General features: G+C 48.8%; 16 protein-coding genes, 1 tRNA gene and 1 pseudogene. 3 read left to right on the top strand and 15 right to left on the bottom strand.

The window, feature by feature from the left end:
- Positions 1 to 17 precede the first annotated feature (17 nt).
- The 4 genes from katG to ubiU all read right to left on the bottom strand — a co-directional run bounded on the left by katG (position 18) and on the right by ubiU (position 4,965).
- Positions 18 to 2,201: a catalase/peroxidase HPI gene (gene katG, locus BZG81_RS10470; protein ID WP_077677319.1), complete on the bottom strand. Its 2,184-nt coding sequence runs from the start codon at positions 2,199 to 2,201 to the stop codon at positions 18 to 20.
- Between the two features lie 194 nt (positions 2,202 to 2,395).
- Complete coding sequence (locus tag BZG81_RS10465; RefSeq protein ID WP_021023952.1) at positions 2,396 to 2,794, bottom strand: VOC family protein; 399 nt, start codon at positions 2,792 to 2,794, stop codon at positions 2,396 to 2,398.
- 290 nt (positions 2,795 to 3,084) lie between these two features.
- The gene (locus tag BZG81_RS10460; RefSeq protein ID WP_077677318.1) at positions 3,085 to 3,960 is read right to left on the bottom strand and encodes a U32 family peptidase; all 876 of its coding nucleotides are present in this window, start codon (positions 3,958 to 3,960) and stop codon (positions 3,085 to 3,087) included.
- A gap of 9 nt (positions 3,961 to 3,969) precedes the next feature.
- A complete protein-coding gene (gene ubiU / locus BZG81_RS10455) occupies positions 3,970 to 4,965 on the bottom strand; it encodes a ubiquinone anaerobic biosynthesis protein UbiU (protein ID WP_077677317.1) in 996 nt (331 codons plus the stop codon).
- Between the two features lie 219 nt (positions 4,966 to 5,184).
- Here ubiU and ubiT point away from each other — a divergent pair, with 219 nt between their 5' ends.
- Positions 5,185 to 5,691 (top strand): ubiquinone anaerobic biosynthesis accessory factor UbiT, encoded by a 507-nt coding sequence (ubiT, locus tag BZG81_RS10450; protein WP_158011841.1) that lies wholly within the window; start codon positions 5,185 to 5,187, stop codon positions 5,689 to 5,691.
- A gap of 156 nt (positions 5,692 to 5,847) precedes the next feature.
- Here the strand turns inward: ubiT and BZG81_RS10445 are convergent.
- Positions 5,848 to 6,480, bottom strand: a pseudogene (locus tag BZG81_RS10445) (cation transporter); the annotation flags it as partial.
- 270 nt (positions 6,481 to 6,750) lie between these two features.
- On the opposite strand from BZG81_RS10445, the gene BZG81_RS15605 reads away from it, so the two are divergent.
- The gene (locus tag BZG81_RS15605; RefSeq protein WP_158011433.1) at positions 6,751 to 6,897 is read left to right on the top strand and encodes a hypothetical protein; all 147 of its coding nucleotides are present in this window, start codon (positions 6,751 to 6,753) and stop codon (positions 6,895 to 6,897) included.
- 21 nt (positions 6,898 to 6,918) lie between these two features.
- Here BZG81_RS15605 and BZG81_RS10440 read toward each other — a convergent pair whose 3' ends face one another.
- From BZG81_RS10440 to BZG81_RS10405, 8 genes are all read right to left on the bottom strand, one after another.
- Complete coding sequence (locus BZG81_RS10440; RefSeq protein ID WP_077677314.1) at positions 6,919 to 7,845, bottom strand: YeiH family protein; 927 nt, start codon at positions 7,843 to 7,845, stop codon at positions 6,919 to 6,921.
- 233 nt (positions 7,846 to 8,078) lie between these two features.
- Positions 8,079 to 8,957 (bottom strand): LysR family transcriptional regulator, encoded by an 879-nt coding sequence (locus BZG81_RS10435; RefSeq protein ID WP_021023944.1) that lies wholly within the window; start codon positions 8,955 to 8,957, stop codon positions 8,079 to 8,081.
- A gap of 86 nt (positions 8,958 to 9,043) precedes the next feature.
- Positions 9,044 to 10,993, bottom strand: a complete 1,950-nt coding sequence (locus tag BZG81_RS10430) for a methyl-accepting chemotaxis protein (protein WP_198533646.1) — start codon at positions 10,991 to 10,993, stop codon at positions 9,044 to 9,046.
- 312 nt (positions 10,994 to 11,305) lie between these two features.
- Positions 11,306 to 11,392: transfer RNA gene (locus BZG81_RS10425), tRNA-Leu, on the bottom strand.
- Between the two features lie 108 nt (positions 11,393 to 11,500).
- Entirely contained in the window at positions 11,501 to 12,028 is a 528-nt protein-coding gene (locus BZG81_RS10420) for a GrpB family protein (RefSeq protein WP_077677312.1), read from the bottom strand.
- A 240-nt stretch (positions 12,029 to 12,268) separates the two neighbouring features.
- Positions 12,269 to 12,403: a DUF2474 domain-containing protein gene (locus BZG81_RS10415; protein WP_077669357.1), complete on the bottom strand. Its 135-nt coding sequence runs from the start codon at positions 12,401 to 12,403 to the stop codon at positions 12,269 to 12,271.
- On the bottom strand, positions 12,403 to 13,404 hold the full coding sequence (gene cydB / locus BZG81_RS10410) for a cytochrome d ubiquinol oxidase subunit II (protein ID WP_077677311.1): 1,002 nt from the start codon (positions 13,402 to 13,404) through the stop codon (positions 12,403 to 12,405). Before cydB ends, BZG81_RS10415 begins: the two co-directional genes overlap by 1 nt.
- A 9-nt stretch (positions 13,405 to 13,413) precedes the next feature.
- Complete coding sequence (locus tag BZG81_RS10405) at positions 13,414 to 14,778, bottom strand: cytochrome ubiquinol oxidase subunit I (protein ID WP_077669355.1); 1,365 nt, start codon at positions 14,776 to 14,778, stop codon at positions 13,414 to 13,416.
- Positions 14,779 to 14,928: 150 nt separating this feature from the next.
- On the opposite strand from BZG81_RS10405, the gene BZG81_RS10400 reads away from it, so the two are divergent.
- Positions 14,929 to 16,374: an aminotransferase-like domain-containing protein gene (locus tag BZG81_RS10400; protein WP_077677310.1), complete on the top strand. Its 1,446-nt coding sequence runs from the start codon at positions 14,929 to 14,931 to the stop codon at positions 16,372 to 16,374.
- On the opposite strand, the gene BZG81_RS10395 is transcribed toward BZG81_RS10400, so the two are convergent.
- The gene (locus BZG81_RS10395) at positions 16,371 to 17,189 is read right to left on the bottom strand and encodes a DUF2057 family protein (protein ID WP_077677309.1); all 819 of its coding nucleotides are present in this window, start codon (positions 17,187 to 17,189) and stop codon (positions 16,371 to 16,373) included. The two genes, BZG81_RS10400 and BZG81_RS10395, sit on opposite strands and share 4 nt — an antisense overlap.
- A 71-nt stretch (positions 17,190 to 17,260) precedes the next feature.
- The gene (locus BZG81_RS10390; RefSeq protein WP_077669353.1) at positions 17,261 to 18,274 is read right to left on the bottom strand and encodes a porin; all 1,014 of its coding nucleotides are present in this window, start codon (positions 18,272 to 18,274) and stop codon (positions 17,261 to 17,263) included.
- Positions 18,275 to 18,647: the final 373 nt, after the last annotated feature.

Raw genomic sequence — 18,647 nt, 5'->3', positions numbered from 1 at the left:
AATTTGTAACGATTAAATCATTGCTTAGCGACCAGATCAAAACGATCAGCGTTCATCACCTTCACCCACGCTGCAACAAAATCGTGCACAAACTTGGTTTGGTTATCATCTTGCGCGTAGAACTCTGCATAGGCGCGTAAAATGGCGTTAGAGCCAAACACTAAGTCGACGCGGCTCGCCGTCCACTTCATTGCCCCCGAGTTACGCTCAATGATCTCATAGCGGTTACGGCCGACAGGTTTCCACTGATACGCCATGTCCGTCAGGTTGACGAAAAAGTCATGACTCAGCTCACCGACCCGATCGGTAAATACGCCTTCCGGGGCACTACCATAGTTGGTGCCAAGCACACGCATACCACCCAGTAGTACTGTCATTTCAGGTGCGGTGAGTCCCATCAATTGGGCGCGATCAAGCAAGAGCTCTTCGGGCTGAACGTTGTAATCTTTTTTCAGCCAATTACGGAACCCATCTGCGACCGGCTCTAGTACTTCGAATGAATCCACATCAGTGTGCTCAAGCGTGGCATCACCACGGCCGGGCGCAAAGGAGACGTCGACAGGGACGCCAGCCGCTTTTGCCGCTTCTTCGATGCCTTGGTTGCCTGCCAGCACGATGGTATCGGCCAAACTAATCTGGTGTTTCTGAGCAATATTACTCAGCACGTTGACTACCTTCGCCAGACGCTCCGGCTCGTTCCCCTGCCAGTCTTTTTGCGGTGCTAGGCGAATCCGCGCGCCGTTCGCCCCACCCCGCTTATCGGATTGGCGATAAGTCCGTGCGCTATCCCATGCGGTGGTCACTTTCTCTGCCAACGTCAGGTCACTATTGGCAATATCTGCTTTTACCGCTGCCACGTCATAATCGGTACGTCCTGCAGGCACGGGATCTTGCCAAATCAAATCCTCACTCGGCACATCTGGGCCGATGTAACGTGACTTGGGCCCCATATCACGGTGCGTTAATTTAAACCAGGCTTTGGCAAAGACGTCTGCCAGGTAGTCAGGGTCTTGATAAAAGCGTTCAGAGATTTTGCGATAGGCCGGGTCCATTTTGAGTGCCATATCGGCATCGGTCATGATGGGGTTACGACGAATCGAGGGGTCTTCAACATCAACAGGTTTATCTTCTTCTTTGATGTCGATAGGCTCCCACTGCCAGGCACCCGCAGGGCTTTTCTTCAATTCCCACTCATAGTTAAACAGGAGATAAAAGTAGCCGTTATCCCATTGCGTGGGATGGGTAGTCCAAGCCCCTTCAATGCCACTGGTGACCGTATCGCGACCAATGCCACGCGCTTGGTGGTTGTTCCAGCCTAAGCCTTGCTCATCAACGTCGGCCGCTTCAGGCTCAGGTCCTAATACGCTCGCATCGCCATTGCCGTGACATTTACCCACGGTATGGCCACCGGCAGTTAGCGCGACGGTTTCTTCATCGTTCATCGCCATGCGCTCAAACGTGACACGCATATCATGGGCAGTTTTGAGCGGATCTGGGTTGCCATCTACCCCTTCAGGGTTAACATAAATCAGCCCCATCATCACTGCGGCAAGTGGATTTTCGAGATCGCGTGCGCCAGAGTAACGGCTGTTCTCTGCATCACTTGGGGCCAACCATTCTTTTTCTGCGCCCCAATAAGTATCCTTCTCTGGATGCCAAATGTCTTCACGCCCAAACGCAAACCCATAGGTTTTTAGCCCCATCGATTCATACGCCAGCGTGCCCGCGAGCAAGATCAAATCTGCCCAACTAATTTTGTTGCCGTATTTTTTCTTAATCGGCCATAGAAGGCGACGGGCCTTATCGAGGTTGGCGTTATCCGGCCATGAGTTCAAAGGTGCAAAACGCTGGTTACCTGTTGCGCCGCCACCGCGACCGTCAGCAATGCGATAGCTCCCTGCCGAGTGCCATGCCATGCGGATCATCAATCCGCCGTAATGTCCCCAATCTGCAGGCCACCAAGACTGACTGTCGGTAAGTAGCGACTTAACGTCATTTTTAAGTGCGTCAATATCGAGGGTTTTTAGGGCTGACGGGTAATCAAAATCGTTATCAAACGGCGTTGATTTTGTGTCGTGCTGATGAAGAATGTCGAGGTTAAGTGCATTGGGCCACCAGGTTTTGTGTGCCATCTCTTCCGATGTTGCGCCACCATGCATCACGGGGCATTGACCGCCCGACGTTGAGCGTTGCTGAGACATTGCTTTCTCCTTATGTTTTATCCATCAGTGCGAACGCTAAAACACCTGACTAGGCCGCACTGACGCTATCATTAGTTATTGCTAACTAAACATGAGTAACGTTAATAGACAATCACACAAAGCGCTAATCTGTTATGCCAATAATGTTAATAGCCAATAACTTATGAGCTGATGAGAGACGCGCTAACTCACATTCACCATGCCCATTCGCGATTTTGAAGCACCACACGATAACCATCCAGATCTTCAAAGGTGCAGCCGTCTTTATCCCAATAACTGTTATAACTCGAAACCGGTGTAAATCCGGCCGCTTCGATTTTTTTGCACGCGGCTTGCCATGCCGAGTGATCCGGCAAATAAAAAACCAATAAATTCTCTTGTGAGGGGGCTGGTCCAACATGGGTGCCGCGGTGGTGGGTAAACTCAAGGTGATAATTGTGATGCGGATGACCGATAATGGCACCATCAAAGTCATTGTGGCCAGAGAAGGTCCCGAGCAACTCAAAACCTAATCCTTCACAATACATATTCGTAATATCGGCTAAGTTATCAGTTGGCCGCGCAACCCGCATCACGGTATGTTTATCAATCATTATGTTGGCTCCTTTGGCTTAAAACGCCCGACCGCTTGGCCAGGCGTTGCAAACAGATGCGGCGCATGTTGATGATGCATGTCACCAATTTGTACATTCAGGCAAAATTTACATCCAAGCCCTCAACCGAGGTACGCCCCACCTGCATCCTTGTGTTCCTATCCGAGTGTTGAGTCGCCCTAATTCCCGATAGCCCGATGCAACCATTTAGCTAAGCGATAATAGTAGACAATGCCTTAAAAACCATGTTGATGAAGTGATTCATCGCGCACCTTGAAAGGAAAAGTCAACTACCCGATGACTTGTGCCATGCCCGCCAAATGGTGCCAATAGCCATTGCAATCGTGGTTGAGCGGTTGCGGCTGGGTGCCTGCTTGGTTAGCACGGAATTTGTCTACCCATTGCAAGGTGTCAAGCGACAGTGGGCTTAATCGCACCACGTCCACCAGCCCTTGCATCGACGGTAAATCGTTAACGAGATTGGCGCATTGCCCGGACTGGGTTTGAATGCCGTTCAGCACAAATACCGCTTGACCCTCTTGGGATTCCGTTAACCGTCCATTGGGGTATTTTAGGCAGCACAACTCGCAGTCATCTTTGGCACGGTTTTCTGAGCGCGCGGTAAAACAGCGTGCCGAATAAGCCAGTGGCAAGTAACCATAGCCAATGACCTCCACCTCAAACTGGTCGCGAATACCCAGTGCATCACAGCCGTTCAACATATTCACCAACCAATCGCGCGAAAGCTCCACCGGCATCACCCAGCGTGTCATGCCMAGGTCAACAAATTGCTTTAATGTTTGCGGGTTATAGCAATTGATGGCCGCCCCCACCACAAAGGGCTGCCGACGCTCGCTTAAAAATTGCACCGCGCTCACGTCATTCGCTTCAATGCGAATATCATCATTATCACAGTAGCGTTTTAGCATGGTCAGCTCTGAGGGCGCTTCAATCAGCGCCATGGTCGAGAGCACCACTTGTTTACCAGACTCAGCCAGCTCACGCGCGAGCCCGATCCAGTCTTTGGTTTTCAGCTCTCGCCGCTTAGCACAGACGGTTTCGCCGAGATAAATCACATCGGCTTGGCTGTCTGCCGCCGCTTGATAAAAGGCTTCAACCTCAGCCTTGGGCCAGTAATACAGGATTGGCCCGAGAGAAAATTGCATCATAATTCCTTATTGCCACTTGCGATGGTAAGCACCCAAACTGGTTTGCACCCCTTCAGAAAGACTATCGAGCGAATGCGCCCAATCCGGTGCAATATCAAACGCCTCGGGGTTTGCGACACAGCGATCAATCGCTTGACGCCATACCCGTGCAACTTGCTCCACATATGCAGGGCTGCGCTGACGACCTTCGATTTTGACCGATTTGATCCCGGCGCGATAAAGCTCAGGCAGGACACTTAAGGTGTTCAAACTGGTGGGCTCTTCCAGTGCGTGATAGCGGTTGCCGTCGACACAGAAACGACCTTTGCAGAGGGTGGGATACCCCGCTTTTTCGTCGGCTTGATACCGATCAATCAAGACACCATTTAAGCGCGACTCCAGCCCTTGCTCAGTATCTTGCCAGCGCACGAATGCCGCCGGTGAGCAAGCGCCCACGGTATTGGGCGACTGGCCGGTAAGATAAGACGATAAATAGCAGCGCCCTTCGGCCATAATGCACAGGCTGCCGAAGGCAAATACCTCTAAGTCAACATCGGTATCGCGTGCTAGTTGTTTAACCTGATGAATAGACAGCACCCGCGGCAATACTACTCGCTTAACGCCATATTGCTGCTGATAGAAACGGATCGCCCCAGCGTTAGTGGCGGATGCTTGAACAGAAAGGTGTATATCCAAATCGGGATAGGTGTTGGCGGCGTAATCTAAACAGGCCATATCAGCAAGGATCAGTGCATCAGCGCCATTTCCGGCGGCGCTATCAATCGCATATTGCCAGCGGTGCCAACCGTCGGGGTGAGCAAAGGTGTTAATGGCAACGTGCAAGTCTTTGCCGTGGTCATGCACATACTGACTGGCACGCTGCAATTTGCTGTCGGTGAAGTTCAGCCCAGCAAAATGGCGCGCATTGGTATCATCTTTTAAGCCGACATACACCGCATCGGCGCCATGCTCGATCGCTTTTTTAACCGCCGGAATATTGCCCGCCGGACAAAGGAGCTCCATAACATTGCATTCCATTTTATGATTGTCCGGCTAAGATAAGGGCGTTGCCAGTGTGGGGGGTTGATATGTATCAAGCTCACTTCCCCATGAGGATAAAAATCGCGATAAATGACGCTGTTGCCACAAAAATCCTCCTCATTTTTGACTCGGATCCAATGGCAGCGCCTCCAACCTCGCTACTCTAGTGGTACTCAACCATTGGCACCAAAGGAAAGCCAAATGCTCGTTAACCCAATCACACAACAACCCCTTGCTCTGCCACTGCCTCAGCCCAATCTGATTACACCAGGCCTAAAAGCGATCACTCAGTTACCACAAGGGCTACAGGCCCAGGTGTTGACTAAATTGATGAATACCGCTTTTGCCGTGCCGCTGGCGGAGGAAGAGTTCGACTTTCTTGCTGGCCGTACCATTCGCATTGGTTTGCGCGATCTCAAAGCGAATTGGTTCGTGTCGCTCAACGAAGACAACCAATTATTGGTGCGCTTGTCTGGGGAGGAAGACGCCAGTATCGAGGGAGGTTGGTTAGCGTTTTTGAAAATGGCGACTCACTATTGCGATCCGGATACGCTGTTTTTCCAGCGCCAACTCAGTATCAGTGGTGATACCGAACTCGGGCTGCATGTGAAAAACCTGCTTGATAGCCTCGAAATCGACACCCTACCCAAGCCGCTGGCACGCTCACTGACGTTAAGCCATCACTACCTCACTAAACTCGCGTTGTAGTGACTTGGCTATTCGGACGGGTGCACGACAGGCTGTTGATAACGGTGCGATAGATATACCGCCTAGATGGCATAAAGAGGCGGCTAAATGCCGCCATATGTATTGCAGTCAAACTGCCATCGTTCGGGTGCGATACCACTTTACCGTGACAGGTGCGAGCTCTTTTAACGCGTTACGCACCATGATGAACGGCACTTTGATAAAGTAGAACGACATCAATACCATCATCATAGGGTCCGCATAAACCGCATAATCCGACCAAGGTGAATGCGCCACTAACCAAGCACCTAAAAAGCCTAAGGTGACTGCGAGACTTAATAAGGTGTCCATTTGCCACTGGCGCGATTCCGCCTCCACCAACTGGCTTTGCCCTGCTTGATTTTTACGCGCAATCATCCACCATCCGTAACCGCAACCCACCACGTTGACGATACCAAATAACACCGCCAATGACGGATTAACCGCACGTCCGCCCTCGACCAAGGATGATACCGCTTCGTAAAGGGAATAACTCACCAACAGCATAATCACGGCACCTTTAATGGCGACAACAAGCGGAGTGAGCAGCGCACGTGTGATCGGCCTCGCATAGCGCGAGTGGATATACCATGACGCGCCCAGTGACAACAAAGTTAACACTAGGCTAATCAACGAGTAGATACCGTCGAACATAATCACTAAAGAGCCAGCAAACCACCCGACCGCCAGGCCAGCGATGGCAAACCCCAATGCGAGAAGGGCCGAAAACACTAAGACTGACTTTTCATTGATCACGTTTTGAGGAGACATAAAACACCAAAAGTAGAAAACACGCACACATTCTTGGTGCTACTGCGCCGCTTTACAAATGCGAACTTGCTGGCGTTTTCATCATCCCGTTAGGTGGAAAATGAAAGGCATTTAATTTCAATAATTTATAACAAAAATCAACTGTCAGTATTTTTGACACTCAGTGTCCTAAACACATTTTAGTTATGAGATAGCGCAAAATCGCATTTTGCTCTTATATAACTATTGCGCATACTAAGCGCACATTTAGATTCTTTATGGACTAAGAAGATGAGGAAAGGTATTTTGCTTGCTGCCATTACCTTGCAGCTTTTTCTCGCAATGACCAGCACGGGATGGTGGCAGTTTGCTGCGGCACTCAGTGCTTTTTTATTGGTCGCGGTACTCCGTTTGCCTCAGGACACACCGCACGAGTGATCCTGAAGCAAAACCGGACAACTAAGCAGTAAAGAGCAGCCAAGCAAGCGACGAACAAGAGATAATCACCCATAGCGCAATGCCAAAAAACAGGGGCTTGGGGCCTGCGGCACGTAGCTGGGCGATAGAGATACTGCAGCCTATCAAGAACAAGCACACCACCAACACTTGCTTAGCCACCGCGAAAATCACATCGTAAATCGGTTGTGCTTGCACAAACACATCACTGATGCCGATAGCTAAGCAATAAAAGACAATAAAAAATGGAATAGTGATTTTTTTGGCGTGACTACGAAACATCAGTGCACTGACAAAGGCGACAGGCACAATCCATAATGCACGTGCAAGCTTGAGTGTCGTGGCGGTGGTTAATGCTTGCTCACCATAGGCAGACGCCGCCCCCACCACCGATGATGTATCGTGAATCGCGATCGCCGCCCAAGTCCCAAAGGTATGCTGATCAAGCCCTAACGCATGCCCAATCATCGGAAATACAAACAGCGCTAGCGAGTTCAGTACAAACACGGTGCCCAGCGCGAGGCCAATTTGTTCATCATCGGCATTGATGGCGGGCGAGACGGCCGCGATGGCACTGCCGCCACAAATAGCTGTTCCCGAGGCAATTAAATGACCCGTTTTTCGATCCAACCCGATCAGCTTGGCCAGTATCGTGCCAAACACCAGAGTGCCCGTAATGGTGGCAATAATCAGCCCTATCCCGTCGCCGGTAACCGCCAACGCCTCTTGCAAAGGAATACCAAACCCCAGTCCAACGATAGAGTACGCGAGGAGCTTTTTAGTGATCTTAGTGAGCGGTAATCCGCTGGGTACCCCGCCCAAAGACGTAAGTAAAAAACCGAGTACTAAAGCGATGGGCGAAGTGACCCAGGGGGTTAAGCACGCGAGGACCGCGAGAGAAAAAGGCAGATAACGAAGATAGGTAGTCATAATTAGGCTCGATGACAAATAAGTGGGCTAGATGAAAATAAGTAGGCTCGATGAAAACAAGTAAGCTCGATGACAATCAGCCGGGTTGATGAAATCAAGTGCAAGCATTCTAGCGCTATGTGTGCGCTCAGAAAATCTTAAACTTTTTCGWGTCAGTTAAAAACGCCCGAAAAAGCAGCCTAAGACAATGATATAAATCACTTTTAATAGACGATTTAGAAATTAAACAAGATCTAGAAATCAAACAAATAGTTAGTAATGCTATCGTTCAGCCATTGGATCCCAGGGTGTTCGGCCATACCAGACGCCGTAAACAGGCAATAGTCTTCTTGCGTGAGGCCGTAAGTATGCTTGATCACAGCCAAGCGCTGCTCGCGGAGGTGTTTGCGGATCAGCGGCTCAGGTAGCACGCCCCATGCCTCTTCTTGCAAAATGGTATTGAGCATATATTCAAAGCTAGAAAAGCCAATATAGCGGCGTGAGAAGGGTTGAAGCTCGGGATTGTCTTTTTCGTTGAGGTAGACCATTACCGCTTGCATGGCGTTACGTAGTTGATCATCACTGACCCGACGTAGTCGACTCAACGGATGCTCACTGTTACATACAGACATCATGCGAATTTTACCCAGCGGTTGGTAGTTGATACGAGGGTCGTCAATACGCTCGTAATCGACCCCAAACGCAAAGTCGACTTGTTGGGTTTCAACCAAGTTGGCCAAATCACCGCTCGAGGCCAGCACAAGGTTAAAGGAGGTCGCGGTAAAGCGCTTGTTAAGCTGATGGGCCCAATCCTGCCAAAGTTGATCGGGAATGGCATCATCACGCGCGATCCATACTTCGGCATTAAATCCCGCGTTCGCTTGCTCGCAAGTACGGCGAATACGCGCCGCCGTGACCGATATGCTCTCGAAATCTTTGTACACAGCTTTGCCGATTTCCGACAGTGTTAGGCGGTTACCGGTGCGATAGAACAATTCGGCGTTAAGTGATTGTTCTAGCGCTTTAATCGCCATACTTAAACGTGAGCGATTCACATCCAGTTGACGTGCTGCTTCAGACACTGATCCGGTGTCTGCCACTGCACAAAACGCATCAATTTGGGTTAGATTCATGCCGCCCTCCTCGCGCTATCCTACCGGAGCACGGCAAAGACACAAGCAATAAAGGCGTTAGCATTTGTGTGCGACACCTCGTATAGTTACTTGCTCAACCCATTAAAAGCACTGACTTTTTGGGTTAACTCCTTCATGCGTTGATCAAAGCTGGTCACTGCTTGTTCACTTTGTTCAAATACCTCTTGGGTGCGGCTTCCCTGCTGCGCTAACTCTTCAATACTTTGATTAATCTCATTCACGGCGCTGCTTTGTCGATTAGCACCATCAGCGATCCGCGCATTGTGCTCAAATAATGTTTGTAGGTTGCTATCCAAGGTGTCCATATTCGCAACCGCTTTTTGGTGAGTATCAAGACTATTCTGACTATCTTGGCTCACTTGATTAATTTGTCCGGTTACATTGTCGGATGCAGCACGAAGCTGATTGATGATTTCTTGGATCTCACTGGTCGACTCACCGGTACGTTGTGACAGCGAGCGCACTTCATCAGCAACCACCGCAAAGCCGCGGCCATGCTCCCCCGCGCGTGCGGCTTCTATCGCCGCGTTAAGTGCCAGTAAATTGGTTTGTTCGGAAATGGCACTAATCACTTCAAGCACGCGAAGAATATTCTCAATATGGTGGTTGAGCTCATCCAAGCTAGTTTGGCTCGAGGTCATGTTTTCACCCAGTTGCTCAATATGCCGCAAACTGGTATGCATACCACTCAAGGCCTCTTTAAGCGCCGCATTCCCAGCCTGAGACAGCTCGCCGGCGTGATTTGCCGAATCCGTCACCTCAGTGGTAATTTCAGTAATATCTTGGCTGGCCGCAGAGATAGTTTGCAGCGATTGTTGCTGCACCATCCCTGCCTGATTCACTTCGTGGGCTTGCTGTTTTAGTACCCCAAATGCGGATTGCGACTCGTCAACGGTATGGTTCACTGCCTGCAATGCGTCACGAATACGCGCTAATAGACCGTTAATTTTATTGGCAAGACGTCCGACTTCGGCCTGATCTTTTACTGATATCTGATGACCCAAATCGAGTTTATTGGCAATTTCATCGACTTCACCTGAGAGTTGCTTGATCGGTTGGGTCAAATTACTGATCACCCAGTGCGTGACAAGCAACGCAATGGCAATAAACACCAAGGTTACTAACAAAGACTGGATAAACTGATTCAAGATGGGTTGCGTTATTTGTGCTTTGGGGATTTCAACCACCACAAAGCGATCTAAGTCTGCTAGCCAGTAAGATCCAACAAAAAATGCTTTATCATCAATAGTTACTTCGCTAATAACCGGTTTATTGGCTCCTTTCGTCACCGCTTGCTGAAAGCGATTGGCGTTGTCTGCATTCAGTGCGGAGTCCGTTGGTGCCACCTCTACGCTGCCGTCGCGCGCGGCTAACATCGCACGCCCTTGCTCTCCAATGCGAAAACCCTGCACGAGATTAACCAAACTGCTGACATTAAAGCCGACACCCGCCACCACATAAGGCTGACCGGTAGCAGCGTTGACAGGGACACTCCGATAATTAATAAAAATCACATATTCGCTGTTATTCACATCGCGATTCATATTCAGCTCATAAGGTTGATTTTTATTCAAAAAATTGGGGTAGAAATCACGATAAGGGTAGGTCTGCATCGAGCTGCTCCGATGCTCACCATCATAGGTAAAAATATACTTGCCTTGCTCTGTGTCTATCGTCGCAAACGCATTATCTGCACCAAGACGCGTTTTCGCGTTGGAAAGTGCCTGATGAATTGGCGCGAGATTAGATAAGTCTCCGCCATTATCCACCCAATCGATTAACCCCGAATGATGAGCAAGAAAGTTAGAGCCCGTAATTGCTGGCTGCAGTTCATTACTGATCTCAAATGCCAACCCACGTAACTGACTAGGCAGAATGATATTTTTTAAATCATCAAGCTGTTTGTTTGCTGATAACATCGCTTGTTGCACCATCGCAATCAGCGTGCTGAGCACTAAAATGGTGGAGAGAACGATATAAATCCGCTTTCTGATTGAAAGAGTTTGCCAACGCATACACTGTCCCTTTTTATTATCACTACTAACCAACATATCAATATTAGTCAGCAATCTAGACAGCGGTGCCGATTATGATAGAAAAAATAGAATATATCGCTTAATGAGCGCATGAGGATTCTTTTTAACTAGTTTACGGGAGAAAATGGAGCAATAAGGAACGATAAAAGCGAATAAGAAGCACAATTAATGGCCTATTAACATCATGGCAATACAGCTGATTTGTTGCTTAATATGAATGAGTGCTTCAATAAAACAGAAATGGAACTTGGAAGGGATGTGACATGATGATGTCACAGGCTATGAGTGCTATGGTGCCCCGGGCCGGACTTGAACCGGCACAACGCGAACGTCGAGGGATTTTAAATCCCTTGTGTCTACCAATTCCACCACCGGGGCGCACCTCATAGACGCGGTCTAATTTAATGATTTTCCAATATAAATCAATCTTTTTTTTCTTGTGCCGTGTCAAGTGTAGATAATTCACCCAAGCCGGTTAAATTTCACTCACTTTACGTTTAACTTAGCCAATACATCTTTGACATAGGGTGCTTTATGCTTCACATAAACATCTTGATCGCGCACTCCTTGGGCTAGTATTGCATGTTTGGTGTTTTCGTACTTAATCCGGACATCTGGGTTGTCGAGCAAGTGTTGCTTGTACGCGAGTTGGCGATGATACTCTTCACTGTCTTTTTCAATCACATGTGCATGTATCAAAAAACGTTCACCTTGATAAGTCACTGACGCATCTTTACGAGGACGGTGCGCTGGAAAAGGCTGATCACTGTGCTGATCTTGGAAGCCTAACGCGTAGAGGTGATCCACAGCGTTCTCGCGCTCTCCCGGATAATACAGAATCGATAAATCAATGATCCCTTTACCGCCAACTTTGGCAGACGTTGAACCAAAATGCAGCACATCAATGCGAGATGTAGAAATCTGGGTAGAGAGCGCTTGGGCTACGTCCAAATAGATTGGTCTCCATGGGAAGAAGTTGGCGTCGATTAATTGGTAAGGCTCGAGTGTGATCATAATGTACCTTAGCGAAGAAAGAAAAGCCGATGAACGCTTGTAACTTGGCACCGGAGCCTCACGAGTCACTGTGCCAAGCTACTCGCGTATAGTACCATCGGCATTCGTACACACAAATCATCCCACTGTGCCATATGTACCTTCAGCCTAGGGCGAATTAGAACCATCTTGGTTGCTGTCTAGTGCTGTTTATAAGGTGCAGAACACCCTGGTTCGCTGCATGGTAGTTCCCTTGAGCCGTTAGCTTTGGAATCCTGCCGCTTGCATCAAGACCCTAAATAACCAAGAAACAGCTCCGAGCGCAGCTACGCTTGCTACCCAGATGCCGACCAACCAAAGCCATCGCTGCCAAGTGGGTTTTGTGGTGTCAGCCATTAGTGATAAGCCTCATCGGGATTCACTTTGCCGCTAAATACGCGGTAACTCCAGTAGGTGTACATCAAAATAACAGGGATGATAAACACCGCGCCGACTAGCATAAACTGCAAGCTTTGTTGTGGTGAGGCTGCCTGCCAGATCGTAATGCTGGGTGGAATAATGTGCGGCCAAATACTAATTCCCAGGCCAATAAATCCGAGTAAAGTAATACACAACGCCATTAAAAAAGGACGGTGATGGGCATGCTCAGGACGCGCACGCCATAACCGCAACAAACAAAAAGCGGTAAAAAGAGGAACCGGTGAGAGCGCAAAAAGGTTCGGCATACTAAACCAACGGTCTGCAATCCCCGGATACGCCAACGGTGTCCAAACACTTACTATCGCGATGCATAATGCCATCAGCGCCACTAATCGACGGCTCAGATGATACATACGCAGTTGTAGTTGGTGTTCAGTTTTCATGATGAGCCAAGTGGCACCCAACAGGCCATAAGCAATGACTAACCCAACACCACAGAAAATCGGAAACGGAGCCAGCCAATCGAGTCCGCCACCGGCAAAGGTGCGTCCCTCTACGGGGAAGCCTTCAATCACTGCACCCACGGTGACCCCTTGAAAGAAAGTGGCAAAAATAGACCCAGCCATAAAAGCGGTATCCCAAAAACCATGGTGCCCGGGCAATGCCTTGAAACGGAATTCAAACGCCACACCGCGAAAAATGAGTGCCACCAGCATTAAGGTAAGTGGGATCGTTAACGCATCAACAATGACCGCATACGCCAACGGGAAGGCTCCAAATAGTGCGGCGCCCCCCAGAACCAACCAGGTTTCATTGCCATCCCACACGGGTGCTACACTATTCACCATCAAGTCGCGCTCTTCTCGATAACTGACAAACGGCATCAGAATCCCGATACCCAGATCAAACCCGTCCATCACGATGTACATCAAGGTAGCAAACACGATAATGCCAAACCAAATCATTGCTAAATCCATGTTTCCCCCTTACACACGGCCAGAGACAGTTAACGGTTCATGGGGCGTGTCATCATGTTGATCCGGGCCTAATTTAATTTGATGGATCATATAGATATACCCCAACCCAAAGACTAAGCCATACACAACAAAGAAGCTGATCAAGCTGATACTCATATGCAAATCACCGTGCGCAGAGACCGCATCCTGGGTGCGTAGCAGACCATGCACAACCCAAGGTTGGCGTCCGACCTCGGTGGTCACCCAGCCGGAAAGAATGGCGATTAGGCCTGCTGGCCCCATATAGAACGCGAAACGAAGCAATCCCTGATGTTCAAACAGGTGTCCTTTATAGCGCTGCCACGCCCCTAATATGCCAAGCGTGATCATCAATAGCCCTAAACCTACCATCAGGCGAAAAGCCCAGAAAACTACCGGGGAGTTAGGCCGGTCTTCAGTAGGAAATTCTTTTAGCGCAGGAATTTGCTCGGTCAAACTATGCTGTAAGATCAGACTGCCCAGATAGGGGATTTCCACTTTATAGTGGGTGGTTTCATCTTCCATATCCGGCAGGCCAAACAAAATGAGAGGCGTGGGTTCTCCATGACTGTTGTCCCAATGCCCTTCCATCGCTGCAATCTTAGCGGGCTGATATTCCAAGGTATTCAAGCCGTGTAAATCTCCGATAAAGGCTTGAATGGGCGCGGTGAATAACAGCATCCACATCGACATCGAAAACATCCGCTTCACGGCTGGGCTGCGCTGCCCTTTGAGCAGGTGCCACGCCGCCGACGCGCCAACAAATAACGCACTGGATAAAAACGCCGCGACGACCATGTGCGCCAAGCGATAAGGAAAAGAGGGATTAAAGACCACCGCGAACCAATCCACAGGCACTACTTGACCATTAACCACTTCATGCCCTTGTGGGGTGTGCATCCAACTGTTGGAGGCTAAAATCCAGAAGGCAGAGATCACGGTCCCCAGCGCGACCATCGAGGTGGCAAAAAAGTGCAAACGATCGCCAACACGCTGCCAGCCAAATAGCATGACACCAAGAAAGCCGGCTTCGAGAAAGAAAGCCGTCAGCACCTCATAGGTCAGCAGTGGGCCGGTGATGCTGCCCGCAAATTCCGAGAAGCCACTCCAGTTCGTGCCAAATTGGTACGCCATGACCAACCCAGACACCACGCCCATCCCGAAATTTACTGCGAAGATTTTCGACCAGAAAAGGTAAAGCGTTTTATACTCACGCTCGCGCGTTTTAAGCCACAACCCCTCGAGCACCGCGAGATAGCAGGCGAGACCAATGGTAATCGCGGGGAAAATAATGTGAAAAGAAACCGTAAACGCAAATTGAATACGGGCCAACATAAATGCATCAAGACCAAACATACGTGAAGTCCACTTTAGTGATTAGACTAACGCGCATGGTAGAAGCCCACGATCAATGTGCCCATATACAGACGTATCAGATTAAACTATAACAGTCTACTTTATGCAGTGTTATAGTCTCAGTAAGTCAGCCGTCCCTATGGTGAAAACGTGTCTAAGTATCAACAGCTTAGTGAACAGATAAAACAACAAATTCAGACCGGCATTTGGCACGTTGGAGAAAAGCTCCCCTCTCTTAGAAAACAGGCCGCTTATTCAGGTTTGAGTATGATGACAGTGCTACAAGCCTATCAACTGCTAGAAAGCCAAGGTTGGATTGTTTCTCAGTCCCGCTCAGGCTACCGCGTCGCCCCCCATGCCGAGCTTACCCAGAATGGGTCAGACAGTGCCATCCATCCTACTGAATCGGTGGATATTAATGACTACATTTTCGATGTGTTGCAAGCCAGCCGCTCCCCCGGCATGGCGAGTTATGGGCATGCGTATGTCGATCCCCTGCTTGCTCCCCGCCACCAAGTAAACCGTTCGCTCACCACCGCGGTACGCTTTATGTCCATTCACAGCGTGGTCGATAATCTCCCTCCGGGCAATGCTCAACTGCGCCACCTGATTGCCCAGCGCTATGCGGCACAGGGGATGCAAGTCTCTCCCGATGAGATAGTGATTACCGCCGGCGGGCTAGATGCACTCAACCTTAGCTTACGCGCGGTCACTCAGCCTGGTGACTGGGTCGCGGTAGAAAGCCCCGCGTTTTACGGCGCGTTACAAGCACTTGAAAATAGGGGGCTGAAAGCGATGGCGATCAGAACGCATCCCACCGAAGGCATTGACCTTGATGCCTTAGAACGCGTCTTGCAAACTCACCCGATTCGCGCTTGCTGGTTAATGAGCAATCATCAAAACCCGTTGGGTTATTCGCTGTCAAACGAGAAGAAAGCGCGTCTAGCCGATCTAGTTAAACGCTATCAGGTTTACTTAATCGAAGATGATGTATATGGCGAGCTCTACGAGGGTGAGCACAAACCACTGCCCACCAAAGCATTCGATAGCAGTGGCCATGTCTTCGATAGCAGTGGCCATGTCTTGCACTGCTCATCGTTTTCAAAAACGCTGGTCGATGCCTTTCGCCTCGGCTGGGTTGCGGCAGGTGATCAAGCCCAGAAGCTACAAAAGCTCCAACTGATGAGCACAGTGACCACCAGCGTCCCGATTCAGCTTGCCGTCGCGCACTACTTACACAACCGAAACTACGAGCACCACTTAAAGCAACTGCGCCGCACACTCGCCAAGCGAAAAAAAGCGACATATCAATTTCTTATTGACCACTTGCCCCGAGATGTTGAGGTAGTCAACAGTCAAGGCGGATACTTTTTATGGATTGCATTGCCCAAAGGCAGTAATACCACCGCGCTGTACCACCTTGCGCTCAAACATCATATCAGTATCGCACCGGGTAATATGTTTGCCACGCACGCACAGTTTGCGCATTGCTTTCGGCTCAATGCGTCTTACCCGCTCGATCATGCTCATCAAAATGCGCTGGCAACCTTGTGCGATTTGATTGCACAGCACATTCAAGGTTTGATAAAAAGCTAAGACTGGTTAAGCAACCAAGTGAGGATCGCTTTGCGTGAGGTGGGTGTCGCTTGTTGATACCAGTACCCCATCATCTGCAAAGGCTGACTCTGGGTGGTTGGCAGTGTGCCACTACCATCACGATTAGCAAACGCCCAATCGGCAAATGCGTTACGGTCAGATTCATTGGCTTTTTGATACCAATAATCAATCATCGCTTCAGGCTTCTGTGCCACTTTTTCGCTCGTTTCAGCACCACTAGCAACCAAGGACGGATTAATCCTTTTTCCCACTACCCGCGCCGCTTCTTGATTCGCGGCGGTAAAATACGCTTTAGGGATAGAAAACTGCACACGATTACCACCGCCTGAACTGTTAAAGATAAAGCGTACGTTTGACTCAGGCCAGTTCGCCACGGTTTCGGGAGACAATGGGAACGCGACATATTGCGTGGTTACACAATGTTCGGTGCAAGACTCTGATGTTACACGCATATTTTCTAGTTGAATGGCTTCTCCGTTGATCGTTACCGAATTAAACTCTTGATAATTTTTAAAAAAAGATACTTCTGTGATGAGTTTTGAAGAAGCTAGTTCAGCTTTATCCACATCGCCGGTAGCGTAATTACCCACATAATGGGACGCTGCTTTAACAATATCGGCACCTACCAACGCTTGCGTATCTGGCGTGATCGATTTTGTTGCGATTTGTACATAGTGGTGCCGCTCTTTGATTGATTTCACCACATCGTCAAACTCACTAGACGAATCGTAGCTCGCGCAACCAACCATCAATAAACAACTAGAAGCAGTAATCAGACGTAAATAAATGTTCATAAACCACCCTTATTGGAAGCAAAAAAGCCGGCCTTCCTGGCCGGCGAAAAATAGAAAGGCAAAGCTGTAGACTAAAAGTTGTATTCAATCCCCACACGGGCAAAGGCACTTTTCTCGTCGGCGTTATAGGCATCATGTTGACCAACGCGTAAATACGGTAAGAAACCGTTATGAGAATACATTAATTGACCCGCAATCACTGATTCGCTGTCATCAACATTCGCGTTATTATCAAGATCGGAGTCACCATTCGCTGCATAACCAAGACGATAGCCCCATGGACCACTCCAGTATTCACCGACTACTGACACTTGTTCTTGTTCTGCCTCAGTATCTTTGTTGACACCATCTGTCTTGTATACACCATCATTGTATTTATAGGCTGCAGACACCTTAAATCCGCCAGGAAGTGGGATCTCAACCCCGGCTAAATAGGCTTGAGTATCAATGTCATCAGAGTAGTTCGAGTTGTATTCGTAACCGCCGTGCAACGTAAAGGCCTCTGCCACAGTATAGTGTGCCGCAGCGCCAAAATGGTTTGAGCCGTTGACATCTTTATCGCCACGTCCAACAGACACATCGAAACTAAAACCATCGAAGTCTGGTGAGTCATAGCGTGCGATATCGCCTTTACGATCATAATGCGACTTAGTGTCCGCACCCCAGTCGAAGACACGGCCTAACCCTGGGTTTGAATAGGGCCAGTCCACCACTTCATACAAAGGCGTAAGCATTCGACCAAAGCGCACCTGACCCCAATCGCCTTTCATACCGATAAAGGTATCACGTCCGCCAAGTGTCGAGCCTGTACCATCTTCACCCACATAACCTGACTCAATTTGCATAAAGATATAAACATCTTCATTGAAGTCTTTTCCCGCCCGGAATCCAATTCGAGACTCATTCTCGTAATCGTAACCGTTGTTATCCTCTTGATAAAATGCGGAAATTGCAGCAACACCATAGATATCAACATTATAATCACTCAACACGCCAACCACATTGTCATGATCAGCTGCTATCGCGCCTGTTGAACCAATAGCGACCAGTGTGCCCAAAAGTGTGTGTTTAAAAACTTTGTTCATGAAATACTCCTGCTGCCTGCAAGATGAGGTCTTGCCCCGTTGGGTTATTAAGTTTTATCGAGTGCAAAACCGATTCGAAAACATAAACATTCATGTCATGTTTTCACCCCGCTGCTTACACATTTCGTGTAACCACACCTCCAGACTAAATACGCAGAGAAAAATATCAATCACGACTTAATTTTTAATACGAATAATATGACGGCGAGCATATTTTATGCATTTTTATGACATAGATCTGACATCAAAATGCAACACTAAAAACATAAGTATTTGAATATTATATTTTTTTATTTTATATCTCACAAGGATACCTTAAAACAAGCGTAACCATCCTTATTCCCATAGGTACATAAAACAGCCTCTCTTATTC

The organism is Salinivibrio sp. MA607 (assembly GCF_001996245.1).
In the GTDB taxonomy this organism is placed as follows: domain Bacteria; phylum Pseudomonadota; class Gammaproteobacteria; order Enterobacterales; family Vibrionaceae; genus Salinivibrio; species Salinivibrio costicola.
Note: the sequence above shows the minus strand (reverse complement) of the source record. Positions and strands in the feature narration are given on the sequence as shown.